Below are 21,791 nucleotides of genomic sequence, written 5' to 3'. Positions count from 1 at the left end.
CGGCCAAAGCCATGGACGGGCATCCTGTCACAGCAGGCGCGCCCGTCGCCATTTCATTTTATTGGTCCAGCGTTGCGTCAGGAGAAATCAGGCAGCGTCGACAGCCGCCTCTCCGTCGCTGTCCCGGTTCTTGACCAGCTTGTAGATGATGGAGTCCATCAGCGCCTGAAACGAAGCGTCGATGATGTTGTCGGACACGCCGACGGTCCACCAGCGGGCGCCGCTGCCATCGAAGGATTCGATCAGAACACGCGTGATTGCTTCCGTGCCGCCGTTTAGAATACGCACCTTGTAATCGGCCAGCGCCAGATCCGAAATCTCGCTCTGATATTTGCCGAGATCCTTGCGCAGCGCGATATCGAGCGCATTGACCGGGCCATGCCCTTCGGCAACCGACATCAGCGTCTCGCCATCCACGGTCACCCGCACCACGGCTTCCGACACGGTTTTCAGGTCGCCATTGGCGTCAAACCGGCGCTCCACCATGCAGCGGAAACCATCGACCTTGAAGAACTCCGGCACCCGGCCAAGCGTGCGCCGTGCCAGAAGCTCGAAACTCGCATCCGCGCCCTCATAGGCATAGCCCTGCGCCTCACGGTCCTTGACCAGCGAGATCAGCGTATCGAGGCGCGGATCGGCCTTGTCGACCGCAATGCCCCGACGCTTCAGCTCGGCGATGAAGTTTGATTTTCCGCCCTGATCGGAGACCATCACGCGGCGCGTGTTGCCGACGCTTTCCGGCGGCACGTGTTCATAGGTTTCCGGCTCTTTCAGCACCGCGGAGGCATGAATGCCGGCCTTGGTGGTGAAGGCCGATGCACCGACATAGGGCGCCTGCTGCTCCGGCGCGCGGTTCAAAAGCTCGTCGAAACCATGCGCCAGCCGCGAAAGATCGGCGAGCTTTTCGGCCGGAATGCCGGTGGTGAACCGGTCGGCATAGGCAGGCTTGAGCGCAAGCGTCGGCAGAATGGTCACCAGATTGGCGTTGCCGCAGCGCTCGCCAATGCCGTTCAGCGTGCCCTGCACCTGCCTGACGCCGGCCTCGACTGCGGCGAGCGAATTCGCCACCGCCTGGCCCGTATCGTCATGCGCATGGATGCCCAGATGGTCGCCGGGAATGCCGGCCGCTATCACCGCCTGCACGATCTCCCGGATTTCAGCCGGCTGCGTGCCGCCATTGGTGTCGCACAGCACCACCCAGCGACAGCCCGCATCGTAAGCGGCTTTGGCGCAGGCAAGCGCATAATCCGGATTGGCCTTGTAGCCATCGAAGAAGTGTTCGCAGTCGAGCAGCGTTTCCTTGCCTTTGGCGACGGAGGCCTCGACCGATGCGGTGATCGATTCGAGGTTTTCCTCATTGGTGCAGCCCAGCGCCACGCGCACATGGTAATCCCAGCTCTTGGCGACGAAGCAGATCGCATCGCTCTGCGACTGCAAAAGCGCTGCAAGGCCCGGATCGTTGGACGCCGAGACGCCGGCGCGCTTCGTCATGCCGAAGGCGACGAATGCGGCATCCGAGGTGCGTTTCTTGGAAAAGAAGGCCGTGTCGGTCGGGTTTGCGCCCGGATAGCCGCCCTCCACATAATCGAAGCCGAAATCGTCGAGCAGCTTGGCCACGGCGATCTTGTCTTCGACCGAGAAATCCACGCCCGGCGTCTGCTGACCATCGCGCAGCGTGGTGTCGAAAAGGTAGATGCGTTCTTTGTCTGCCATGGTCATTTGCCTGCGAATTGGTCGGTTGCCCGGATCAGACGGTCGAGAATGCCCGGTTCGGAGAAGGCGTGCCCCGCGCCCTCGATCAGGTGGAACTCGGCATCGGGCCACGCCTTGTGGAGCTGCCAGGCATAGTGCGCCGGGCACGGCATGTCGTAACGCCCGTGAACGATCACACCGGGAATGCCGGCAAGCTTGTGCGCGTCGCGCAGCAGCTGGCCTTCCTCGAACCAGCCGCCATGAACGAAGAAATGGTTTTCAATCCGCGCAAAGGCGATGGCGAAATCATCATCGCCATGCTGCTCCGTCAGCGAGGGATCGGGCAGAAGGGTGATGGTCTCCCCTTCCCACAGGCTCCAGGCCTTGGCCGCTTCAAGCTGGACAGCACGATCCTCCGAGACGAGGCGCTTGCGGTAGGCGGCCATCAGGTCGCCGCGCTCGGCCTGCGGGATCGGCGCAAGGAAGCGCTCCCACTTCTCGGGGAACATCTGCGACACGCCGAACTGGTAGTACCATTCGAGCTCGGCGCGGGTCAGCGTGTAGACGCCGCGCACGATGAGTTCCGACACCCGTTCGGGATGTGTCTCGGCATAGGCGAGCGCCAGCGTCGAGCCCCACGAACCGCCAAACACCTGCCATTTCTCCACGCCCATCATGGCGCGCAGCCGCTCAATGTCGGAGACGAGATGCCAGGTGGTGTTGGCCTCGAGTTCCGCATGCGGCAGGGAGCGGCCACAACCGCGCTGATCAAAAAGCATCACGTCGTATTTTTCGGGATCGAAGGCCCGGCGATGCGTCGGCCCGCAGCCGCCCCCCGGTCCGCCATGCAGGAAGACCGCCGGCTTGGCGCCCCGCGTTCCCACACGCTCCCAGTAAATCGTATGGCCATCGCCCACATCCAGCATACCGCTGTCGAAGGGCTCGATCTCGGGATAAAGCGTGCGCAATTCAGTCATTTTCTTTGTCTTTCCGCCCGTTTGCGGGCAACGGCCATTCTTCCGTGTCGTGGTCGGGATGCTGATGGGAAACGAGCCCCCGCAGAAGCTCTGCGGCCTCCTCGTCATCGTCCGATGTGTATGCCGGCAGCGCCGGTATGCCGTCCGTGTATGGCAGCTTGTTCTCCACGCCCCACTGCACCACCGGAGCGATATCCCCGGGCTGGTCGAAGGCGGCGATGGTGATCGCGACACCGTGCGGCGCTTCATAGGTAAGCGGGGTGCCGCAATCAGCGCAGAAGCCGCGCCGGACATGGGAGGAAGACTGGAAGCGCTTCGGTTCACCGCGCGTCCAGCTCAGTTTTGCCCCGGTGACGGAGACCAGTGGGAGCATGATGTTTCCGCTGGCCTTCTGGCACATGCGGCAGTGGCACACCGATGCTTCGCCCAGCGCGCCCTCGACATGGAAACGAACCGCACCGCACTGGCAACCGCCGGAATCGACGGGCTTGTTGTCGAGGCTCATTTCCTGTCCCTCCCTTATCCGCTCCATCTGCTTGTTTCTCCGCATTTATGCGGACGTCAGGTGATCTCACCTGACTGCAAAATGCTCTATACTGGCCTGTGACAGACGGCTTCCACATTGTTGCCGTCAGGATCGAACACGAAGGCCCCGTAATAATCGGGGTGGTAGTGCGGTCTGGGGCCCGGAGCGCCATTGTCACGACCGCCGGCTTCCAGCGCCGCCCTGTAAAACGCATCCACCTCGTCGCGCGTATTGGCGGTGAAGGCGATGTGTTTTGGCTCGCTCGCCGGCGCGCCTTCGCTCAGCCAGTAGACCGGCCGGTCGCGGCCATATCCGCCCACTTTCACGCCATCAGTATGTTCCGGCGGCACCATCATGAGCAGCGATGCGCCAAGCGGCGCCATTGCCTTGTCGTAAAACGCTTTCGCGCGGTCGAAATCCGCCGTGCGTATGCCGATATGATCGATCACCGTTTCACCTCCCACTTCGTGCGACGCTCGCCGCTTTCAGGATCCTTGTAGTCCATCAGCTGCACCCCCTGCGCCGTAAGTTCATCGCGGATGCGGTCGGCTTCGGCGAAGTTCTTTTCGCGCAACTGCTTGAGCCGCTCCTCGACGGCGGCCTCAACAGCGCCCGTATCGATGGACGCGTCTGACACCTTTGCGGCGAACCATTCGCTTTCCGTCTGCCCCAGCAGCCCGAGAAGGCCGGCGCTCGCCTTGAGCGCCTGCCGCGCTTCATCATTGCCTTTGGCCGCTTCGCTGCGCAATTCGTGCAGCGCCGCGATGGCGCCCGTCGTGCCAAGATCATCGCTGAGCGCGGCCACCATGTCGGCGCATCCAGCACCACCCGCCGCAACATCGCCAACGGCGCGGTACCAACCATCGAGCACCGCTTCGGCCTCTTCCAGCTTGCGTACCGAAAAATCGATCGGCTCGCGATAATGGGTCATCAGCATGGCAAGCCGCAGCACTTCGCCCGGCCATGATCGACCGCCGAACACTTCCGTCTCCAGAAGCTGGTTGATGGTGACGAAATTGCCTTCCGACTTGGACATCTTGCGCCTCTCCACCTGGAGGAAGCCGTTGTGCATCCAGTAGCGCGCCATGACATCACGGCCATGGGCGCAGCATGATTGCGCAATCTCGTTTTCATGGTGCGGGAAAATCAGGTCGAGGCCACCGCCGTGAATGTCGAACTCCTCGCCCAGATAGGCCGCCGACATGGCCGAGCACTCGATGTGCCAGCCGGGCCGGCCACGGATCGTCACCGCCTCGCCATCGATGGTGAACTGCGCGTCCCAGCCCGGCTCATCCGCAGAGGACTGCTTCCAGAGGACGAAGTCAGCCGGGTTCTTCTTGTGCGCCTCGACGGCGATGCGCGCGCCGGCCTGCTGGTCTTCCAGCTTGCGCTTGGAAAGCCCGCCATAGGCCGGCATGGAGGCTGTATCGAAAAGGATTTCCCCATTCGCTTCATAGGCATGGCCGCGATCCATGAGAGTTTGAATCAGGCTCGCCATGTCCGTCAGCCCGTCGGCGCGGGGCAGAACGAACTCGGTTGCGCGCGGCTCGATTGTCGGCCTCAGGCAGCCAAGGGCCGCCACATCGGCGTGATACTGGTCGGCCGTTTTCTGCGTGACTTCGCGGATCGCCTCATTGAGCGGCAGATCGGGATAGTCGCGCCGGGCGCGTGCGTTGATCTTGTCATCCACGTCCGTGATGTTGCGCACATAGGTGACGTGATCCTCGCCATAGAGATGGCGCAGGAGCCGGAACAGGATGTCGAAGACAATGGCCGGACGCGCATTGCCGATATGCGCATAGTCATAGACAGTCGGCCCGCACACATACATGCGCACCCTGTCCGCATCGATGGGGACGAAGTCCTCTTTGGCCCGCGTCAGCGTGTTGTAGACCCTGAGGCCCTTGAAACCGTTCGTCATCCTCGCCTTCCGTTTTCAACCCATCGTCGCGCCGGTGCGGTTCTGCACTGCGGGCACGGCTCACTCCGGCCGTCTGGCCTGGGCGTTTTTCTCGTCGGGAAAGGAGGGCGAAAACGTCCGGACCAGCGGTTTGGCGCTAGCCGATAATGCAAATGCCGATAATGGCGCACAGCGTTTTCATAGGCGTTCTTATCGCCGCCGGCAGCAAATGCGTCAAGACTAAAAGCTGAAAGCCAAAAGGCTGGGGATGAGAAGCAAAGCCGACTTCGCGGCCCTAAAGAGGTATTGCAAGCACAGGGCCATTGTGAAGGAATTGTTAAGGCTGATGCGGCAATTTTAAAGATGCTTCTTCCGGCTGGGCGGTCTGTCAAGATTTTGTCGGATTCGGTCCCCATCTGCTCGGAAGGGACGACAACGCGGAATCAAGGAAGAGTTATGCCCCGCGATATGAACAAGCCAGCAGAGTATACCGCCGAACAGGACAAGCTTTTGCTTAGCCAGTATCATGCGGTTGGTCCGGCAGCGATCAATGCCGCTCTGCAGTGCAAGTCTGAAAAGCCTGCACCGGCACCCCGTCAGCACCCCTACGACACGCAGACCGACTGAGGTTTTGTTCCGGCGACAGCCGGAGCGTGTGGCAAGGGGCAGCGCAATCTCCGAACACCGTGAGAACGGTGGTGAGGATGGTGTGTAGCGCGTTTTGACCACTTCAATGCGACGTGCGCATGAAGTGATGCGGATTTTTCGCTTGGATCGCCAGCGATCGGCATGTGAAGTGTCGCGGCAATCCAAGCGTTGAATGAGCCCGCATCATGAGGAACGACCCGCTTTCCCACGGCCTGTGGGAGAAGACCGCGCCCCCCGCCCCGCAAACCGAGACGCTGTCTGGCGACGCCAGGGCGCAGGTCGCCATTGTCGGCGGCGGTTACACCGGGCTGTCCGCAGCGCTGTTTCTGGCGGAAGCCGGCACGGACGTGGTGCTTCTGGAAGCCGAGGAAATCGGCTTCGGCGGCTCGGGACGCAATGTCGGCCTCGTCAATGCCGGCATGTGGGTGATGCCCGACGATCTGCCCGGCATTCTCGGCGAAACCTATGGCGAGCGCCTGCTCGACCTTCTGGGCGATGCGCCGCGCGTGGTGTTCGACCTGGCGACGCAGCACGGCATGGACTGCGAGGCGATGCCTGTCGGCACGCTTCATTGCGCTGTCGGCGAAAGCGGCCTCGCGCAGCTGGGCGAACGCGCCCGGCAGTGGCAGGCGCGCGGTGCGCCGGTCAGACTGCTTGATCGCGAAGAAACGCGCGCGAAGGTTGGCAGCCGGGCTTTTTCCGGCGCGCTTCTCGATGAACGCGCCGGCACCATCCAGCCACTTGCCTATGCGCGCGGGCTTGCCCATGCGGCCCAAAATGCCGGCGCACGCCTTCACACCGGTTCCCGCGTCACGAAGGCGGAGCGCAGCGGCAGCGACTGGCGGCTGGAGACTTCGACTGGCGCACTGACGGCGCGCCATGTCATCGTCGCCACCAATGCCTATACAAACTCGCCCTGGCCGCAGATCCGGCAGGAGATCGTTCACCTCCCCTATTTCAACTTCGCCACCCCGCCGCTGCCGCAGGCCGTGCGCGACACGATCCTGCCCGGGCGTCAGGGCGCGTGGGACACGAAGCAGATCCTGACCTCCTTCCGCTGGGACCGCGAGGGCCGGCTGGTCTTTGGCAGTGTCGGTGCCCTGAAAGGCACCGGACAGGCCATTCACCGCGCCTGGGCCGCGCGCGCCATTGCGCGGCTTTTCCCCGAACTCAAAGGCACGCGGTTTGAAAACTGCTGGTATGGCCATATCGGGATGACTGCCGACCATTTGCCAAAATTCCACCGCCTCGGCGACAATGTGATCGGCTTTTCCGGTTACAACGGTCGCGGCATCGGCCCCGGAACCGTGTTCGGCAAGTCTCTGGCAGACCTCATTCTGGGCCGCATCTCCACCGACGAACTGCCCCTGCCCGTCAGCGATGTGACGACGCAGTCCTTCCGTGGCGTGCGCGAGGGCGTTTATCGCTATGGCGCCGAGGCAGTGCACCTTCTGCGCACGGTGTTTTAGAGCGTCCTTTGTGCGTTCATTCGGATGCACAAAGGACGCTCTAACCTATTGAACCTGCGCATCGTGCTTTCCGAAAATCGATTCCGATTTCCGGGCCGATGCTCTAAAAAAGATCGAGCTGCCCGCCATCGTCGCGGGGTTTGGGCGCGGAGCGCGCCTCTTCACGGCGCTCCACACGCTCCTGAAGGTCCGGGCCGACATTGGCCACCTTGTTGACCCGGTCTGAAACGGGCACTGCCTCGAAGAAATCCGGCTGGGCCGGCTTCAGGAGATCGGCCACGTGGCGCGGTTCCTGATTGAGGCAGTCGAGCCAGCGCTCGAAATCCTCGGGCTGGATCACCACCGGCATGCGGTGATGGATGCCGCGCAAGTCCTCATTCGCCTCGGTGGTCAGGATCGCGCCGGTGTCCATTTCGGTTCCGCCCGGTTCCGACCAGCTTTCCATGAGCCCGCCAAACGCAATCAGCCCGCCCTGCTTCGGCCTGATCCAGTAAGGCTCGGCCTTCTTGCTGCCGACGCGCCGCCATTCATAGAAGCCGTTGGCCGGGACCAGCGTACGGCGATGGCGCATGGCCGTGCGAAACGACGCCTTTTCAGCCGCCGTCTCGGAGCGCGCGTTGAACAGCAGGGAAAGATCGGCGGGGTTCTTCGCCCAGGACGGGATAAGCCCCCAGCGCACGAGCATGGTCTGCCGCGCCGGGAGATTGGAGCCCGGCGCGCGCGTCGGACCCGACATTGCCATGAGGATCGGCTGTGTGGGCGCAATGTTGTAGCGCGGCGGAAACGGCTCGAAATCCGTTACCGCCAGAAGCGACTGCACCGCGTCGGGCGTCGATGTCAGGGCAAAGCGACCACACATACCGGTATCACCGGCGACCTAGTACCGGCCGCCTTCCTCATAGAGATAGCGATCATAAAGACGCTGGGCATCGCGCAGGCGGCCCTCGGCGAGGAACAGCTCCGACTCTTTCAGCGAAATCCGGTTGCGCACCTTGCGGCGCTCCTCGCCCTTGGCCGCATCTTCCAGATCGTCATAGAGACGCTCAAGGTCACTCTTCAGCCGGTCGTAGTCAGACTGGGCGTCGTGTACGCGCTTGCCAACCCGATAGGCGTTTTCAAAACCGGGAGCGATTCGCGCCGGGCACGAATTGGCATAGCTGCGGCCTTCGCGCCCAACGCTCAAACCGTTTTCAGGCGTGCAGTAGCGGCGAATGCCGTCTTCCCAGCCCGAACGCCACGCGTTCTCATCGACCGGCAGATTGTACTTCACGCAGGCCTCGCGGTGCCGCTGGATGTAGGAGGTGCTGCGGCCGGCAGCGCCATCGCTGCGCCCCAGATCGCTCCAGTTTACCGTTTCGCACTGGGTCTCGTTTAGCGTTGCGCACGCCGAAAGCGACAGCATGGCCACCAGACCGGCGACAAGTTTTCCGCTCCTCAATGCCTGCATGATTGCGTTCCCCCAACTTATCAGAACATAAATATAGCGCCGGACTTTTGGCGATGAACGGAGAGGATGCAAGGCTTTTGCCGACTAAACCAAAGGAAATACGCGCCGTATCGGCCGCAGTACAAAAGAATGGTTGCTTTCTTCTGGTGCGCCGGGGACGCGCCCCGGCGAAGGATTACTTCGCTTTTCCGGGAGGGCGCGTGGAGGCGGGCGAAACCGCCGAACAGGCGCTGGCCCGCGAGCTTCTGGAGGAAACCGGACTGACCGTGACGACCGCCAGCCCCTATCGCGAGATCGTGCTGAACGGGGACGACGCAAAGATCTATCGGCTCACCGTCTTCTGCGCCACGGTCATGACCGGTGAGCCGGTTGCCGGTGACGATGCAAGCGAAGCCGGCTGGTTTTCCGCCGATGCGTTCGCCGCCATGCCGCTGACCGACAGCACGCGCGAAATCATTGAAGAACTGCAACACCTGGCCGCCTCTTGAACATGGCCTGGAGAATGCTCTCAATCTTGCCACTTTCTTCAAGGCCATGTGCCATACTCTGGAAAAGCACGGGGTTTGACAGTCTGGGGCTCGCTGGGTGACAACACGGCATGCGTAGAGGATCGGTAAGAACAGGGCTTCTGGCCGTGATCGTGATGGCGACACCTGCCGCGCAAGCCAATGACGCCAGCTATGAGAAGCCGCTTTTGCAGCTCGCGGAGGTGATCGGCTCCGTCCATTATCTGCGCAACCTGTGCGGCGAGAAATCCGGAGCATGGCGCGAGAAGATGGAAGCGCTTCTCGAAACGGAAACGCCGACGCCGGATCGCCGCGAAAAGCTGATCGCCAGCTTCAATCATGGCTACCGCTCCTTCGCCGGCACCTATGAGAAGTGCACGGCGCAGGCTCTGGCCGCCATTGACCGGTATATGGAAGAAGGTTCGCGCCTGTCCGAAGAAATCGTGCAGCGCTACGGAAACTGAGACCTGATAATGATGCGGCATCTCCTGAACGTTCAGAGCCTTGCAACCCCGCTGTCGCTGGCCGGGCCCGGATGGCGACTTCTGGCCGGACCGGTAGCGCTGCTGCTGACCATGGGGGCCGCCACCCCGGCGCTGGCGCTGAGCGAACTGCATGAGGCACCGGCAGCGGAAGAAGAAGCAGACACCGACAGCGTGGAGCGTGTTCCGCTTCCCCCGCCCATCCGCATGCCTGCCGGAAACAGCGATACGCCCGGCGACGCAGAGGGTGCGACGCCCCTGAAGGACACCCCCCTGCGCGACACGGTGCGTCCTGACACCGAGATCGGCAAGAATATCCCTCAGGTTCAGTACGATCTGGAGCAGCTGCCCGAACCCGTGCGCCGCATGCATGGCCTGATCGTTGAAGCGACCAAGAGCGGCGATCTCGAACAGCTGCGCCCGTTGATCGGCAACAGCGAAACCGGAACGCGCCTCTCGCTGGGCCTTCTGGAGGGCGACCCGCTTGAGCATCTTCTGGAGTTATCAGGCGACGAGGAAGGTCAGGAAATTCTCGCAATCCTGCTTGAGGTTCTGCAGGCGGGTTATGTGCATCTCGATCAGGGCACGCCGCAGGAAATGTATGTCTGGCCCTATTTCTTCGCCCTGCCGCTGGAAACGCTCGACAAGAAGCAACGTGTGGAACTCTTCACGCTCGTCACGGCCGGCGACTATGAAGACATGAAGAGCTTCGGCGCTTACATCTTCTATCGTGTGGGCATCACGCCTGAGGGGCGCTGGTCCTTCTTCGTCGCCGGAGACTGACTGCAAGCGAAGACCGCATTTCTTGCAATCGGGCACTGCGCCCCCATATCCAATTGAGTTTCAGGGAGGAACGCATGAACGGGATGGCGAAGCCTCGAGCCGGTGCTTTTGCAACTTCCAAAAGCTCGGGCCAACGAACGCGGCTGGTGCGCCGCGTGGTTCTCTTTCAGGTCAAGCTGATGGCCGATGGTCTTCGCGACGTGGTCATGAGCCCGCTCTCGCTGGCTGCGGGCCTGTTTGGCCTTCTGTCGCGCGATGGCAGTGCGGAAATCTATCTGGATCGCCTGATGCGCTTTGGCCGCGACACGGACCACTGGATCAATCTGTTCGATCACCGAAGTGCTCAAGGAACCGACAGAGGCCCCTCCCTCGACAGCATCGCCGATGAAATCGAAGATGCGATCCGCCGTGATTATCAGGATGGCGGGCTGAGCGCGAAAAGCGCGAGAACGCTCGCCGAAGCGGCGGCGCGGTTGCGTGAAAAGACCGGGCGCTAGGGTCAGGCCCCTGGGCATGGCCTCAGACAAAGAAGCCGGGTTGTCGCCAGCGCAAAAGCATCCTAGCTAGAGGGCAGGCCCTATCTAGAATCTTCCCCGGATCAACCATGCCGACCTGCCATCTCGACAATCGCGCGCTCTTCACGCTTGAGGGCCCCGAGGCCGAACATTTTCTGCAAAACGTGATCACCACGGACCTCGCAAAGCTTGGCTCCGGTGAGTGTCGCCCCGGGGCGCTTTTGACGCCGCAGGGCAAGATCCTGTTCGATTTCCTGATCTCAAGGGCGGGCGACGAAGCATTCCGCATCGAATGCCGGGCCGATATTGCAGCAGATCTGGTCAAGCGCCTCACGCTCTACAAGCTGCGCGCCAAGGCTCAGATTTCCTCGCCTGAACAGAGTGTTATCTCTGTTTCATGGGAAAGTGATTCTGGTTCTTCATACAGTGATTCAACCGTAATCGACCAACGTTTCCCAGAGACCATCACGGTCTATCGGCACTATGGAGATGCGCCCGCACAGGATGCCGGCGTCGAGGATCTGGACCGCCTGCGGATCGCCCATGCCGTTGCAGAAAGCGGCAGCGACTACGAACTCGGCGACGCCTTTCCCCATGATGTGCTTTTCGACCAGAATGGCGGCGTCGGCCTCAGGAAGGGTTGCTATGTCGGTCAGGAGGTCGTCTCGCGCATGCACCATCGCGGCACCGCGCGCCGCAGGCTTCTGATCGCTCAGGCCGATGCAGACCTGCCCGCCGCCGGAACCGAGCTCAGGGCAGGCGGCAAGCCGCTGGGCGCGCTTGGAACCGTGTCCGGCAATCAGGCGCTCGCCATCGCCCGGATCGACCGGGTGAAGGACGCGATGGACGCCGGCAACCCGATCACCGCAGGCGAAACCGAAGTGACCCTCGCCATTCCGGCCTGGGCGACGTTCACCTTTCCGGCCAGTGACGGAGATGCGGGCTGATGGCGCCCCCGACGGCAAAGACCGGAATGCGCGCCTGGCAGCGGATGCTTTCCGGCCGCCGCCTCGATCTGCTCGATCCCTCACCTCTCGATGTAGAGATCATCGACATCGCACACGGGCTTGCGCGTGTCGCGCGCTGGAACGGGCAGACAAGGGGTGACCACGCCTATTCCGTCGCGCAGCATTCCCTTCTCGTGGAAGAGATCTTCAGCCAGCTTTCGGGCGACGCCACGCCGGACCATGCGCTCGCCGCGCTTCTGCACGATGCTCCCGAATATGTGATCGGCGACATGATCTCGCCCTTCAAGGCAACGCTGGGCGATGATTACAAATCCGTCGAGAAGCGGCTTCAGACAGCCATCCATCTGCGCTTCTCGCTTCCGCCCGACCTCTCGCAAAAGCTGAAAAAGGCCATCAAACGCGCCGACCAGATCGCCGCCTTCTACGAAGCGACGCAACTGGCGGGTTTTGAGGTTCCCGAAGCGGCGAAGTTTTTCGGCCGCCCGCGCGGCATGCCACCGGAAGGCATCGCAATCGCCCCCCAGCCGCCCAGACTGGCGCAGGAAGCCTTCCTCGCGCGCTTTGCGGAAATCGAGCTTGGCCGGCAGGGCTGAGCAGCCGGCTTTGTATTCTCCTCCCTGTCACGCCGGATTTACAGCCGGATGCAAGGCTTGTTAGACACGGGTGTTCGCCGGCTTTCGCAGTCGAGCGCCTGTCGGCCGCTCACGGCGCGCCGCACACAAAGGGAGGGCAAGTTTCTTCCAGCCCTCGCACGCCGCAAACGACCACAATGGCACGGAGACGTCCCCCACAATGGAATTTAAAACTGAGACCATCACGACCGCTGCCCAGGCGGCCTGGGCGGAGGTCAGCGCATTCGCTGTTTCCTACGCCTTCTCGATTCTCGGCGCCATCATTCTCATCATTGCCGGCTTCATCGTCGCGGGCATGGTCGAAAAATGGGTGCGCCGCACGCTCGAGCATTTCCGCTCCTTCGACGCCACGCTCACCAGCTTCCTGTCCCAGGTCGCCCGCTATGCGGTTCTGGTTCTCGTCGGCGTCACGGTACTCGCCCAGTTTGGCGTGCAAACCGCCAGCATCATTGCAGCGCTGGGCGCCGCCAGCATCGCCATTGGCCTTGCGCTTCAGGGCACGCTCCAGAATGTGGCGGCCGGCATCATGCTGCTGGTCCTGAAACCCTTCCGGGTCGGCGAGTTCGTGGAAGCCAGCGGCATTTCCGGCACCATCCAGGCCATTGGCCTCTTCGCCACGGAAATGAAGACCGTCGACGGCCTCTACATTCTCGCGCCCAACAGCTCGCTGTGGAACACCTCGGTCACCAATTATTCGCGCAACTCGCGCCGCCGCAACGACCTGGTGATCGGCATCGGCTATGGCGACGACATCGATCTGGCGCAGCAGACCATGATGGATCTGGCCGCTGCCGACGAGCGCATTCTGAAAGATCAGGAACCGGTGACCTACGTGTCCGAACTTGGCGACAGCGCCGTGGCCGTCACGCTGCGCTACTGGACCTCGACCGCCGACTGGTGGCAGACGCGCCTCGACATGACGAAGGCGGCCAAGCAGGCGTTTGACGAGAAGGGCATTTCCATTCCCTTCCCGCAGCGCGATGTGCATTACCTGCCGCTCGACAGCAAGAAGCCCGCCTCCGGCGGCGCCACAAAGGCTCTTGCAAAAGGCTGAACCAAACCGTTCCACCCGTTCACAGGATGGGTGGAACGCCTTTTCTTCAGAGCAACCAACCCGGCATCACCTGCCGGCGATCAGCTGGCGATAGGTGGCATTCGCCAGCTCCAGCAGCTGCGCTTGCGGGATCGCACCGGCCACGGTGTAGGAAAACCCGTTTTCATGCCAGTAGAAGGCGCGGCTACCCTCCTCCTCGAACAGGCGGAAGCCTGTTTTCTCATCCTGAAGGCAGTGCGCGACATAAAGAGAAACCCGCTCGCCTTCCGGGTCTTCATACATGAACTGCGCTGCCGTCTTGTCGCCCGAAGGCAGAAGCCGTCCGCCCATGAGGTCGAAACCCTCCGGCCTCAGATCAGGCGCCACCAGCTGGGTGCCCACGCGGTTTGAAAGCCAGCCGACCAGATGGTTGCGATCGCTCGCCCCAACCTCGACCACATGCAGCTTTTCCGACGCATAAACCTGATGCGCCGCAACCGCCTGCCCCACGACTTCAAGCGTGGCGAGTGTTTCAGCACCATTGAAGCCTGTGCGCCCTGCCCAATATCCGGCACTCACCCCCACTGCCAGAAGCAGCGCGGCAGCCGCTGCAACCATGCTGCGGCGGCGCGCCGGGCTTTTGCGTCGACCGGCTCCCAGCCCCACATCAGATAATCGCTGCGGCGGCTCCTCACCGGCAAGCCCCGAGAGCGTCTCGCGCAGAAGCGCACGGTCGGAAGCATAGCGCGCGCTGAGCGCCCGCATGTCGGGTCGCGCCATGAGCCAGGCTTCATAGGCAGCCATGTCCTCGGCCGGCAACTCGCCATCGAGCGCAAGGTGGATGTCTCTCTCATCAAAGCTGCGTTGCGTCATCATTCCACCGCCTTGAGAATGCGCCGCCGCCGCGCAAGATCGAGCACGTCACGCAGATCCTGCCGCCCGCGCGCCACGCGCGACATAAGCGTTCCCGTCGGGATGTCCAGAACCTGTGCAGCCTCGGCGTAGCTCATGCCCTCCACGCCGACCAGCAGAATGGCGGCGCGCCGCTCGGGCGCCACGTCCTGAAGGGCGTCGAGCACGTCGCGCAGATCAAGAACGCCATTCTGTTCCGGCGCGCTCGACAGATCCGGCGCATCGAACGCCACCTGATCGGACACCTCGCCACGCCGTTTGCGCGCGCGGACGCCATCCACGAAAAGATTGTGCATCAGCGTAAAGAGCCATCGGCGCGGCGACGTTCCGGTCTGCCAGTTGTCGAGCCGCAGAAAAGCGCGCTCCAGACAGTCCTGCACGAGATCGTCAGCGGCATCGGCATCATGCATGAGCGCGCGCGCATAGCGCCGGAGCCCCGGTATCTCGCCGACAATCGCCTTTCGTCTGCCGTCCATGCCCCCTGCCCGTCTTTCGGACGGGTCCTGATGCTTCTTTTACATCAACGCTTCTGTCCGCCGGTTTATTCCCATGACGCCAGCTAAATTATGAGAAAAACTGATCTTTCGTGCACAATTTGTCGATTAAAACAGTTGCACTGCTGAGCTAGGTTGCACGCCGAAACGTCCTCCCACACTGGAACCGCAAGGCGCAAACTCCCATGACACAGCAAAGCACCAGCCGGGATGCCGGCCAGCCCTCTTTTCCCTGGCTGGTGGTTGTCTGCGGATGCCTGATCGCGGCACTGAACTTCGGCCCACGTTCGGCGATGGGTTTCTTTCAGCTCCCGCTTCTGGCCGAAACCGGCTGGGACCGCACCACATTCGGCCTTGCCATGGCGATCCAGAACCTGCTCTGGGGCGTCGGTCAGCCGATCTTCGGCGCGATAGCAGACCGGTTTGGAACCTGGCGGGTTCTGGCGCTTTCTGCGGTGATCTACGCTGCCGGTCTTCTGATGATGTCGATGCCCACCAGCGAAGCCATGCTGCATATCGGCGGTGGCGTGCTTGTGGGGCTCGGCGTCGCGGGCGGCTCCTTCGGCATCATTCTTGCGGCCTTCGCGCGCAGCACGCCTGCCAACAAGCGCAGCCTGATCTTCGGTCTGGCGACTGCCGCCGGCTCGGCCGGCATGTTCGTCTTCGCCCCGATCAGTCAGGGGCTGATTGATGCATTCGGCTGGTCGGACACGCTTGTCTATATGAGCATAGCCATGCTGGTGGTGCCGCTTCTGGCAATCCCGCTCGTCGGCAATGCCGCCACCGCCAGAAACAGCGCCGAGATCTTCAAGCAGACCATCGGCGAAGCGTTGCGTGAGGCTTTCGGCCATCGCAGTTTTCTTCTGCTGGTTGCGGGCTTCTTCGTCTGCGGTTTTCAGGTCGCCTTCATCACCGCGCACTTCCCCGCCTATATCGGCGATATCGGCATTGATGCGCGCTATGCGGTAATCGCGCTGGCGCTGATCGGCTTTTTCAACATTATCGGCTCTCTGGCGTCCGGCTATATCGGTCAACGCTATTCAAAGCCGGGCTTCCTGTCGCTGATCTATATCGCGCGCTCCATCGCGGTGACGGCCTTCCTGCTCCTGCCCCAGACACCCACAAGCGTCATCATCTTCGCCATCGTCATGGGGCTTTTATGGCTCTCCACCGTGCCCCCGACGAACGGTCTGGTGGCGATCATGTTCGGCACGGGCCATCTGGGGCTTCTGGGCGGGATCGTGTTCTTCTCCCACCAGGTCGGCTCTTTCCTGGGCGTCTGGCTGGGCGGCTATCTCTACGACGTTTTCGGCAGCTACGATCCCGTGTGGTGGCTTGGCGTGCTGCTCGGCCTGTTCGCCGCCGTTGTTCACATGCCGATCCGGGAAGCCGCCGTGACGCGCCCGTCTCTCGCGCCGGCAGAGTAAGCGAAGATCAGTCCGTGGCGCGCCCGGCGCAGCGGGCCAGCGCCAGAAGGAAACCGCCGCGCGCATCAGGCTCTTCCATGCCGCGCGGCTCGTAGACATTGCGGTGAAAGAAGAAGCCGGTCAGACGATAAGCGTCGTCCAGCGCTTCGCGCGTCGTCTCCGCCATGTTCCGCGTGGTCAGGAATGCAGGCAATGGCAAAAGCTTGTCGCGCCACGGCGTTCCGGCCTCCTGCGTCACCGCACGTCCCGATTTGGGAGAGACATAGGCCAGCCCTTCACGGCTTCCCGTTAGCGCGCATTTTCCAAGGTCGAGCCCGAAACCCAGCTCATCCAGAAGCGCCAGCTCGAAGCGCACCATCAGAGGCCCGGCAATCTCGGGATCGTCCAGATGCGCCGTGATGACCTTGAGTGTTTCGTAGAGCCCGGCATGCGCGTCGCGCTCGGGCATGAGCCGCAGATGTGCAGCCAGAAGCTGGATGCCGTGAATGGCGACGGCCGAGGCGAGCAATCGCGCGGCGTTGAGCTCGAGAGGTTCAACCTGAAACGCGCCGAGATGCTCTTCAAGCCGGGCGCGCCAGACGAGATCAACACGATTGCCCGGCTGCAAGAGTGGCTGCATGCGGCGTGACCGGCCACCCTTCACCAACCCCAGATGACGGCCATGCGCCGCCGTCATCGTTTCAAGGACGACGCTCGTCTCGCCATACTTTCTGACGCCCAGAATGATCCCTTCGTCGCGCCATTCCATGCGGCCACTGTCCTCCCGTCAGGACGGGAATTCAAGCCCCATCTCGCGGTAGCGCTCGGGGTCATTGCCCCAGCCTTCGCGCACCTTGACGAACAGGAAGAGATGAACCTTCTGCTCGAGAATATCGGCGATTTCCTCACGCGCGGCCTGTCCGACGGCACGGATGGCCGAGCCCTTGTGGCCGAGCACGATTTTCTTCTGGCTGTCGCGCTCCACATAGACGACCTGGTCGATGCGCACGGACCCGTCCTTGCGCTCCTCCCATTTCTCCGTCTCCACATGGATGGCGTAAGGCACTTCCTGATGCAGCCGCAGGAACAGCTTCTCGCGCGTGATCTCGGCAGCGAGCTGGCGCATCGGCAGATCCGAAATCTGGTCTTCCGGATAGTACCAGGGACCGACCGGCAGCGTTTCAGCGAAATAGGAAAGCAGGTCATCGCAGCCCGAGCCCTGCAGCGCCGAGACCATGAAGGTGCGCTCGAACGCCACCGCCTCATTGGCCTTTGCCGCCAGCTCAAGAAGGGTTTCGCGCTTCACGCGGTCGACCTTGTTGAGGATGAGGATCTTGGGCTGAGCGACGTCCTTGAGCTTTTCAAGAATGGCTGCCGCATCTCCCTTGATGCCGCGTTCGGCATCGATGAGGAACGCCACCACATCGGCGTCCTTGGCCCCACCCCAGGCGGTGGTGACCATGGCGCGGTCGAGCGTGCGGCGCGGGTTGAAGATGCCCGGCGTGTCGATGAACACGATCTGCGCACTCTCATGGGTGGCGATGCCGCGCACGATGGCGCGGGTCGTCTGCACCTTATGGGTGACGATGGACACTTTTGCGCCCACGAGCTGATTGAGCAGCGTCGATTTGCCGGCATTCGGCGCGCCGATCAGCGCCACGAAGCCGGAGCGGGTTTCACCCTGCGGGCTGTCAATCGATATGTCTTCACTCATGATACGTTCTCGTTTCTATGCCAGACGCCTTCGCGCTCCAGCATGGTCGTGGCCGCCGCCTGCTCGGCTTCGCGCTTGGAGCGTCCCTTGCCGAATGCGGGGTCATAACCCTTGATCTTTACGGCGACCGAGAAGACCGGATCGTGATCCGGTCCCTGCCGATCGTCAACACTATAGGCTGGCGTGACGCCAGCAACCTGATGCGCCCATTCCTGCAGCGCTGTCTTGGGATCGCGTCGGTCAGCGCCCTTGGCCCGCGCGCGCGATCCCCAATGGGTGCGAACGAATGTGCGGGCCGCGTCGATCCCCGCTTCCAGGAAGACGACCGCAATCAGGGCTTCCATCACATCGGCGCGCAGATTGATCTGTTTGCGTGTCGCAGCCCCACGCAAATCGCTGCCCATATGGATCAGCGGGCTGATATCCAGTTCGTCGGCGACTTCGGCCAGCGTCTCGGCATTCACCAGCGCATTGAGGCGCACCGAGAGTTCGCCTTCCGGCGCTTTGGGAAAGCTTTCGAAAAGCAGTTCGGCAACGGCCAGTCCGAGAACCCGGTCGCCGAGAAATTCAAGACGCTGATAATCCACGCCCGCGCGACCGCGCGCGCTGGAATGCGTCATCGCTTCCTCGACCAGCGCGGCGTCCTTGTAAGCAAACCCGGTGCGCCGGGACACCTCAGCGACGAGCTGGGGTCCGCGCAGACGTTTGACAGCCATGGTTTTTGGCAAGGCTCAGTCGACCCAGTTGAGAATGCGCGACGGGCGCACTTCCGACGGCCAGCGCCACAGCTCAAGCGGGCTCGCTCCGCCGGCGATGGAGAAGAAGATCACATTGGCGCGGCCCACCAGGTTTTCAGCCGGCACGAAACCGACCGAGAAACGGCTGTCGGCGGAGTTGTCGCGGTTGTCGCCCATCATGAAGTAATGCCCTTCAGGAACCACGAACTCACGCGTGTTGTCGCCCACGCCGTTCTCCGTCAGGTCCAGCGTCTCGTAGGAAACGCCATTGGGCAGGGTCTCGCGATAGACATCGACCGGGCGGTCCATCTCCGTGATGTCGGGATCGGTGATCTGGCCAAGCTTCTCGCGCTGCACCGGCTCATCATTGATGAAGAGAACACCATCGCGCATCTGGATCTTGTCGCCCGGCAGGCCAACCACACGCTTGATGTAATCGATGGACGGGTTCGGCGGGAACTTGAACACCACCACATCGCCGCGCTCGGGCTCGGACGCCCAGATACGGCCGGAGAACAGCGGCGGCGAGAACGGCAGCGAATGGCGTGAATAACCGTAAGCCCACTTGGTGACGAACAAATAGTCGCCTTCTAGCAGGGTCGGACGCATCGAACCCGATGGAATGGAGAATGGCTGAAAAAAGAAAGTGCGGATAACCAGCGCCAGAATAAGCGCCTGGACGATCACGCTCACCGTCTCGCCTGCCCCGCCCGATTTCTTCTTCGTCTTGTCAGCCACGCTCATTACTTCCTCGGTTCGACTGTTTCGGCACGGTCTTATCGCGCCAGAAAGGCGGCGGCAATGCGACAACGCTCCCTTGCGCAGTTTTCAGCCTCAGTTTCCCGTGTCGGGAACCGCCTCGATAATCACGAATGCCTGAGCCAGCGGAAAGTCGTCGGTAATGGTCAAATGGACAAGCACTTTCATTCCAGGCGGCGTCATGTTCATGGCGTGCTCGCGCGCGCGTCCAGAAAGCTCCATGGTCGGCTTGCCGCCCGGCAGGTTCACGACGCCCATTTCGCGCCAGAAGACACCGCGCGAAATGCCCGTGCCCAACGCCTTGGAGCAGGCTTCCTTGGCTGCGAAGCGCTTGGCGTAGGAGGCAGCACGCTCGCGGCGCTTGTCAGACTTCGCGCGCTCCACCTCCGTGAACACACGCTGCGTGAACCGTTCGCCGTAGCGATCGAGCGTTTTTGCGACGCGCCGAATGTCGATCAGGTCGCTTCCGATACCGATAATCATGAACTTGTTGCCGTCCCTGCACCAAAGGCCTGCTGGTTCGCCCTGCGGCGTGCGCGCTCGGCAAGGCGTTTGCGGCGCTGCTCACGAAACCCGAAAACCGCCCAGCGTGTCAGAAAATAGAAGACCAGAGCGAAGGTGATCCCGAGCGGCAGAGCGCCGATGGACATGGGCTTCAGGAGTGGCTCCCAGAGCTGCGAGAATTCGAGATGGCTCAGCATCTTGCCCAGATGGATGGGCGCTCCCTGAGGAATATCGCCGCCGTAGAGGATCATGCGCCCGGTCTCGAGCGTCGCGCCCCAGATGAAGGGGAATGTCAGCGGATTTCCAATGGCGGTGCCGATGGCCGAGGCGACAAGGTTTCCGCCCAGGCACCAGGCCAGACCGGCGGCGATGAAAAAGTGAAAGCCCATGAAGGGCGTGAAGGACGCAAAAACGCCTGCCGCAACGCCGGCTGCGATGGCATGCGGCGTTGCCGTGAGCCGAAGGGCCCGCTTTACGAAATATTGTGCGGATCGCCAGAAAGACCGACGCGGCCAAACGAGGGTTCGCGTCTTTTCCCATAAATCGGCAGGTTTTCTACGTCGAAACAACATCGCGACTACACCGCACCCCCGAATGCCAACATGCTTCTCCCCCAGCACTCCGATCCTATAAGACCGACCTCCTTAACGGCGCGTTCCCGCAAACCGGTTTGTGCATCGATATAGGCAAGCTGAGACAGATGGGGCAAGGGCAACCACTCGACCAATTGCGCTTCCGAAGAGATGGCCGGAAACGCAATTGTTCTAAGCGCCTGAAACGGCAGAATTTTGACGCCGCCGATCAATCAGTGACCGCATGACGCGCGGCTATGAAACGCGCGCCATGTTCCTGTCCTGAAGCATGTAGCCGCGGCTTTCGCTCCAGCCGAGTTCAGGGTGACTCGCAACCTGATGCGCCAGATACTGGATGCGCCAGCTGTCGACGACCTGATAACCGAGCGCCTCCAGATCATCCAGAAAGCGGGCCTTGTTGCGGATATGGTAGGGCAGATAGGTCGGCCCGCCACGCTGCAGCGTGTAGACCGAAGGCCCTTCCCTTAAGGCGACCTTGTTGAGAAGGATGACCCTTGGCCGCGCAGGCAGGCTTTTGACGAAATCGGGAAACGGCATATCCAGATATTGCAGCAGCCCCGAGCAAAGCAGGATGTCCGCTTCTTCTATTTCCTCAAGGCAATCGCAAAACGAGAGTTGCGCCTCCAGACCTTCGGAAACCGCCATATCCCTTCCCGCCTTCACCATCGCCGGCAGTTCATAGACCTGCCATTGCACCCTTGAGAGGTCCAGAAGGTCACGAAAGGCACGGAACTTGGTGCCCACATGCCCACCGGCATCCAGCAGGCGCAACGGCGCGCCATTGCGTGCGCGCAACTCCCGTTCGAGCCAGAAGAGGATCGGGTAATCCCAGTCAATGACCCGGCTCATCTTGTCGAGCGCAACGGGCACGACCGCTTCGTGATCGTAATCGGTCAGCGCCCAGCCCGGCGCTGCGCGCACGGCGCTTTGCCGGTCTGGATATGCGCCCGTCAGCTCCGCACGGCGGGCGACGAGATGCAGCTTTGAAAGGGCGGAGCGGAACGGCCGGGCGGCGCGCTTGATCCCGCCACTGTCGAAATGCAGTAGAGCTTTCATATCAGCCTCTCTTGAACAGAAGGAGCGTTCCTCCCCGC

General features: G+C 62.1%; 26 protein-coding genes. 10 read left to right on the top strand and 16 right to left on the bottom strand.

The genetic code is table 11. The features are described 5' to 3' along the window. Positions 1-87 precede the first annotated feature (87 nt). The 5 genes from cimA to cysS form a co-directional block, all read right to left on the bottom strand. Positions 88-1,719, bottom strand: coding sequence for a citramalate synthase (cimA, locus tag ACRTG1_RS21055; RefSeq protein ID WP_206547368.1), 1,632 nt, complete (start codon positions 1,717-1,719; stop codon positions 88-90). Continuing rightward, a complete protein-coding gene (pip, locus tag ACRTG1_RS21050) occupies positions 1,716-2,669 on the bottom strand; it encodes a prolyl aminopeptidase (RefSeq protein ID WP_113154688.1) in 954 nt (317 codons plus the stop codon). The genes cimA and pip overlap by 4 nt, the downstream gene beginning before the upstream one ends. Further along, positions 2,662-3,174 carry a GFA family protein gene (locus ACRTG1_RS21045; protein ID WP_432517095.1) on the bottom strand — a complete coding sequence of 171 codons (513 nt, stop codon included), beginning with the start codon at positions 3,172-3,174 and terminating at the stop codon, positions 2,662-2,664. Before ACRTG1_RS21045 ends, pip begins: the two co-directional genes overlap by 8 nt. An 86-nt stretch (positions 3,175-3,260) precedes the next feature. Then, a complete protein-coding gene (locus ACRTG1_RS21040) occupies positions 3,261-3,644 on the bottom strand; it encodes a VOC family protein (RefSeq protein ID WP_206547366.1) in 384 nt (127 codons plus the stop codon). Further along, on the bottom strand, positions 3,641-5,116 hold the full coding sequence (gene cysS / locus ACRTG1_RS21035; protein WP_432517093.1) for a cysteine--tRNA ligase: 1,476 nt from the start codon (positions 5,114-5,116) through the stop codon (positions 3,641-3,643). Before cysS ends, ACRTG1_RS21040 begins: the two co-directional genes overlap by 4 nt. A gap of 447 nt (positions 5,117-5,563) precedes the next feature. Between cysS and ACRTG1_RS21030 the strand changes: the two genes are divergently transcribed. Together ACRTG1_RS21030 and ACRTG1_RS21025 are read left to right on the top strand one after the other, a co-directional pair. Further along, positions 5,564-5,722 carry a transcriptional regulator gene (locus ACRTG1_RS21030; RefSeq protein ID WP_162742263.1) on the top strand — a complete coding sequence of 53 codons (159 nt, stop codon included), beginning with the start codon at positions 5,564-5,566 and terminating at the stop codon, positions 5,720-5,722. A gap of 206 nt (positions 5,723-5,928) precedes the next feature. Then, entirely contained in the window at positions 5,929-7,212 is a 1,284-nt protein-coding gene (locus tag ACRTG1_RS21025) for an NAD(P)/FAD-dependent oxidoreductase (protein ID WP_432517091.1), read from the top strand. 103 nt (positions 7,213-7,315) lie between these two features. Here the strand turns inward: ACRTG1_RS21025 and ACRTG1_RS21020 are convergent, their stop codons facing one another. Beyond that, positions 7,316-8,071: an SOS response-associated peptidase gene (locus ACRTG1_RS21020; RefSeq protein ID WP_206546621.1), complete on the bottom strand. Its 756-nt coding sequence runs from the start codon at positions 8,069-8,071 to the stop codon at positions 7,316-7,318. Positions 8,072-8,089: 18 nt separating this feature from the next. Next, on the bottom strand, positions 8,090-8,659 hold the full coding sequence (locus ACRTG1_RS21015) for a DUF2799 domain-containing protein (protein ID WP_224873357.1): 570 nt from the start codon (positions 8,657-8,659) through the stop codon (positions 8,090-8,092). A gap of 77 nt (positions 8,660-8,736) precedes the next feature. On the opposite strand from ACRTG1_RS21015, the gene ACRTG1_RS21010 reads away from it, so the two are divergent. From ACRTG1_RS21010 to ACRTG1_RS20980, 7 genes are all read left to right on the top strand, one after another. Then, entirely contained in the window at positions 8,737-9,147 is a 411-nt protein-coding gene (locus ACRTG1_RS21010; RefSeq protein ID WP_246746427.1) for an NUDIX hydrolase, read from the top strand. Between the two features lie 110 nt (positions 9,148-9,257). Beyond that, on the top strand, positions 9,258-9,629 hold the full coding sequence (locus tag ACRTG1_RS21005) for a TIGR02301 family protein (RefSeq protein WP_113154680.1): 372 nt from the start codon (positions 9,258-9,260) through the stop codon (positions 9,627-9,629). Between the two features lie 9 nt (positions 9,630-9,638). Then, positions 9,639-10,430, top strand: coding sequence for a hypothetical protein (locus ACRTG1_RS21000; protein WP_432517088.1), 792 nt, complete (start codon positions 9,639-9,641; stop codon positions 10,428-10,430). An 83-nt stretch (positions 10,431-10,513) separates the two neighbouring features. After that, a complete protein-coding gene (locus ACRTG1_RS20995) occupies positions 10,514-10,927 on the top strand; it encodes a hypothetical protein (RefSeq protein WP_432517087.1) in 414 nt (137 codons plus the stop codon). Between the two features lie 107 nt (positions 10,928-11,034). After that, positions 11,035-11,892, top strand: a complete 858-nt coding sequence (locus tag ACRTG1_RS20990) for a YgfZ/GcvT domain-containing protein (protein WP_432517086.1) — start codon at positions 11,035-11,037, stop codon at positions 11,890-11,892. Further along, on the top strand, positions 11,892-12,506 hold the full coding sequence (locus ACRTG1_RS20985; RefSeq protein ID WP_432517084.1) for a YfbR-like 5'-deoxynucleotidase: 615 nt from the start codon (positions 11,892-11,894) through the stop codon (positions 12,504-12,506). Before ACRTG1_RS20990 ends, ACRTG1_RS20985 begins: the two co-directional genes overlap by 1 nt. A gap of 199 nt (positions 12,507-12,705) precedes the next feature. Continuing rightward, positions 12,706-13,599 (top strand): mechanosensitive ion channel family protein, encoded by an 894-nt coding sequence (locus ACRTG1_RS20980; RefSeq protein ID WP_283799353.1) that lies wholly within the window; start codon positions 12,706-12,708, stop codon positions 13,597-13,599. A gap of 66 nt (positions 13,600-13,665) precedes the next feature. Here the strand turns inward: ACRTG1_RS20980 and ACRTG1_RS20975 are convergent, their stop codons facing one another. Then, a complete protein-coding gene (locus tag ACRTG1_RS20975; RefSeq protein ID WP_432517083.1) occupies positions 13,666-14,451 on the bottom strand; it encodes an anti-sigma factor family protein in 786 nt (261 codons plus the stop codon). Then, a complete protein-coding gene (locus ACRTG1_RS20970) occupies positions 14,451-14,966 on the bottom strand; it encodes a sigma-70 family RNA polymerase sigma factor (protein WP_206546615.1) in 516 nt (171 codons plus the stop codon). Before ACRTG1_RS20970 ends, ACRTG1_RS20975 begins: the two co-directional genes overlap by 1 nt. 203 nt (positions 14,967-15,169) lie before the next feature. On the opposite strand from ACRTG1_RS20970, the gene ACRTG1_RS20965 reads away from it, so the two are divergent. Then, positions 15,170-16,411 carry an MFS transporter gene (locus ACRTG1_RS20965; RefSeq protein WP_432517082.1) on the top strand — a complete coding sequence of 414 codons (1,242 nt, stop codon included), beginning with the start codon at positions 15,170-15,172 and terminating at the stop codon, positions 16,409-16,411. A 7-nt stretch (positions 16,412-16,418) separates the two neighbouring features. Here ACRTG1_RS20965 and recO read toward each other — a convergent pair whose 3' ends face one another. The 7 genes from recO to ACRTG1_RS20930 all read right to left on the bottom strand — a co-directional run bounded on the left by recO (position 16,419) and on the right by ACRTG1_RS20930 (position 21,753). After that, on the bottom strand, positions 16,419-17,159 hold the full coding sequence (recO, locus tag ACRTG1_RS20960) for a DNA repair protein RecO (protein WP_432517080.1): 741 nt from the start codon (positions 17,157-17,159) through the stop codon (positions 16,419-16,421). An 18-nt stretch (positions 17,160-17,177) separates the two neighbouring features. Further along, complete coding sequence (gene era, locus ACRTG1_RS20955; RefSeq protein WP_206547356.1) at positions 17,178-18,104, bottom strand: GTPase Era; 927 nt, start codon at positions 18,102-18,104, stop codon at positions 17,178-17,180. Further along, the gene (gene rnc, locus ACRTG1_RS20950) at positions 18,101-18,820 is read right to left on the bottom strand and encodes a ribonuclease III (RefSeq protein ID WP_206546611.1); all 720 of its coding nucleotides are present in this window, start codon (positions 18,818-18,820) and stop codon (positions 18,101-18,103) included. The genes era and rnc overlap by 4 nt, the downstream gene beginning before the upstream one ends. 15 nt (positions 18,821-18,835) lie before the next feature. Further along, a complete protein-coding gene (gene lepB / locus ACRTG1_RS20945) occupies positions 18,836-19,585 on the bottom strand; it encodes a signal peptidase I (RefSeq protein ID WP_206554744.1) in 750 nt (249 codons plus the stop codon). 90 nt (positions 19,586-19,675) lie between these two features. Then, positions 19,676-20,083, bottom strand: a complete 408-nt coding sequence (acpS, locus tag ACRTG1_RS20940) for a holo-ACP synthase (RefSeq protein ID WP_113154668.1) — start codon at positions 20,081-20,083, stop codon at positions 19,676-19,678. After that, on the bottom strand, positions 20,080-20,676 hold the full coding sequence (locus ACRTG1_RS20935; protein ID WP_206546610.1) for a DUF2062 domain-containing protein: 597 nt from the start codon (positions 20,674-20,676) through the stop codon (positions 20,080-20,082). Before ACRTG1_RS20935 ends, acpS begins: the two co-directional genes overlap by 4 nt. A gap of 255 nt (positions 20,677-20,931) precedes the next feature. Then, the gene (locus ACRTG1_RS20930; protein ID WP_432517077.1) at positions 20,932-21,753 is read right to left on the bottom strand and encodes a methyltransferase, TIGR04325 family; all 822 of its coding nucleotides are present in this window, start codon (positions 21,751-21,753) and stop codon (positions 20,932-20,934) included. Between the last annotated feature and the right edge of the window lie 38 nt (positions 21,754-21,791).

Origin of the sequence: Nitratireductor sp. PBL-C9 (assembly GCF_050877045.1) — a bacterium.
Lineage (GTDB): Bacteria > Pseudomonadota > Alphaproteobacteria > Rhizobiales > Rhizobiaceae > Nitratireductor > Nitratireductor aquimarinus.
This window is presented reverse-complemented; position numbering and strand designations above follow the sequence as displayed.

What these genes read in the sequence shown, in the direction of transcription:
- ACRTG1_RS21030 (WP_162742263.1), top strand. Translation starts at nt 5,564, where the DNA reads ATGAACAAGCCAGCAGAGTATACCGCCGAACAGGACAAGCTTTTGCTT.
- lepB (WP_206554744.1), bottom strand. Translation starts at nt 19,585, where the DNA reads ATGAGCGTGGCTGACAAGACGAAGAAGAAATCGGGCGGGGCAGGCGAG.
- ACRTG1_RS20985 (WP_432517084.1), top strand. Translation starts at nt 11,892, where the DNA reads ATGGCGCCCCCGACGGCAAAGACCGGAATGCGCGCCTGGCAGCGGATG.
- pip (WP_113154688.1), bottom strand. Translation starts at nt 2,669, where the DNA reads ATGACTGAATTGCGCACGCTTTATCCCGAGATCGAGCCCTTCGACAGC.
- ACRTG1_RS21015 (WP_224873357.1), bottom strand. Translation starts at nt 8,659, where the DNA reads ATGCAGGCATTGAGGAGCGGAAAACTTGTCGCCGGTCTGGTGGCCATG.
- ACRTG1_RS20930 (WP_432517077.1), bottom strand. Translation starts at nt 21,753, where the DNA reads ATGAAAGCTCTACTGCATTTCGACAGTGGCGGGATCAAGCGCGCCGCC.
- ACRTG1_RS20995 (WP_432517087.1), top strand. Translation starts at nt 10,514, where the DNA reads ATGGCGAAGCCTCGAGCCGGTGCTTTTGCAACTTCCAAAAGCTCGGGC.
- ACRTG1_RS20975 (WP_432517083.1), bottom strand. Translation starts at nt 14,451, where the DNA reads ATGACGCAACGCAGCTTTGATGAGAGAGACATCCACCTTGCGCTCGAT.
- ACRTG1_RS20935 (WP_206546610.1), bottom strand. Translation starts at nt 20,676, where the DNA reads ATGTTGTTTCGACGTAGAAAACCTGCCGATTTATGGGAAAAGACGCGA.
- cysS (WP_432517093.1), bottom strand. Translation starts at nt 5,116, where the DNA reads ATGACGAACGGTTTCAAGGGCCTCAGGGTCTACAACACGCTGACGCGG.
- recO (WP_432517080.1), bottom strand. Translation starts at nt 17,159, where the DNA reads ATGGAATGGCGCGACGAAGGGATCATTCTGGGCGTCAGAAAGTATGGC.
- ACRTG1_RS20970 (WP_206546615.1), bottom strand. Translation starts at nt 14,966, where the DNA reads ATGGACGGCAGACGAAAGGCGATTGTCGGCGAGATACCGGGGCTCCGG.
- ACRTG1_RS20965 (WP_432517082.1), top strand. Translation starts at nt 15,170, where the DNA reads ATGACACAGCAAAGCACCAGCCGGGATGCCGGCCAGCCCTCTTTTCCC.
- ACRTG1_RS21025 (WP_432517091.1), top strand. Translation starts at nt 5,929, where the DNA reads ATGAGGAACGACCCGCTTTCCCACGGCCTGTGGGAGAAGACCGCGCCC.
- ACRTG1_RS21005 (WP_113154680.1), top strand. Translation starts at nt 9,258, where the DNA reads ATGCGTAGAGGATCGGTAAGAACAGGGCTTCTGGCCGTGATCGTGATG.
- ACRTG1_RS20980 (WP_283799353.1), top strand. Translation starts at nt 12,706, where the DNA reads ATGGAATTTAAAACTGAGACCATCACGACCGCTGCCCAGGCGGCCTGG.
- era (WP_206547356.1), bottom strand. Translation starts at nt 18,104, where the DNA reads ATGAGTGAAGACATATCGATTGACAGCCCGCAGGGTGAAACCCGCTCC.
- acpS (WP_113154668.1), bottom strand. Translation starts at nt 20,083, where the DNA reads ATGATTATCGGTATCGGAAGCGACCTGATCGACATTCGGCGCGTCGCA.
- rnc (WP_206546611.1), bottom strand. Translation starts at nt 18,820, where the DNA reads ATGGCTGTCAAACGTCTGCGCGGACCCCAGCTCGTCGCTGAGGTGTCC.
- cimA (WP_206547368.1), bottom strand. Translation starts at nt 1,719, where the DNA reads ATGACCATGGCAGACAAAGAACGCATCTACCTTTTCGACACCACGCTG.
- ACRTG1_RS21000 (WP_432517088.1), top strand. Translation starts at nt 9,639, where the DNA reads ATGATGCGGCATCTCCTGAACGTTCAGAGCCTTGCAACCCCGCTGTCG.
- ACRTG1_RS21045 (WP_432517095.1), bottom strand. Translation starts at nt 3,174, where the DNA reads ATGAGCCTCGACAACAAGCCCGTCGATTCCGGCGGTTGCCAGTGCGGT.
- ACRTG1_RS21020 (WP_206546621.1), bottom strand. Translation starts at nt 8,071, where the DNA reads ATGTGTGGTCGCTTTGCCCTGACATCGACGCCCGACGCGGTGCAGTCG.
- ACRTG1_RS20990 (WP_432517086.1), top strand. Translation starts at nt 11,035, where the DNA reads ATGCCGACCTGCCATCTCGACAATCGCGCGCTCTTCACGCTTGAGGGC.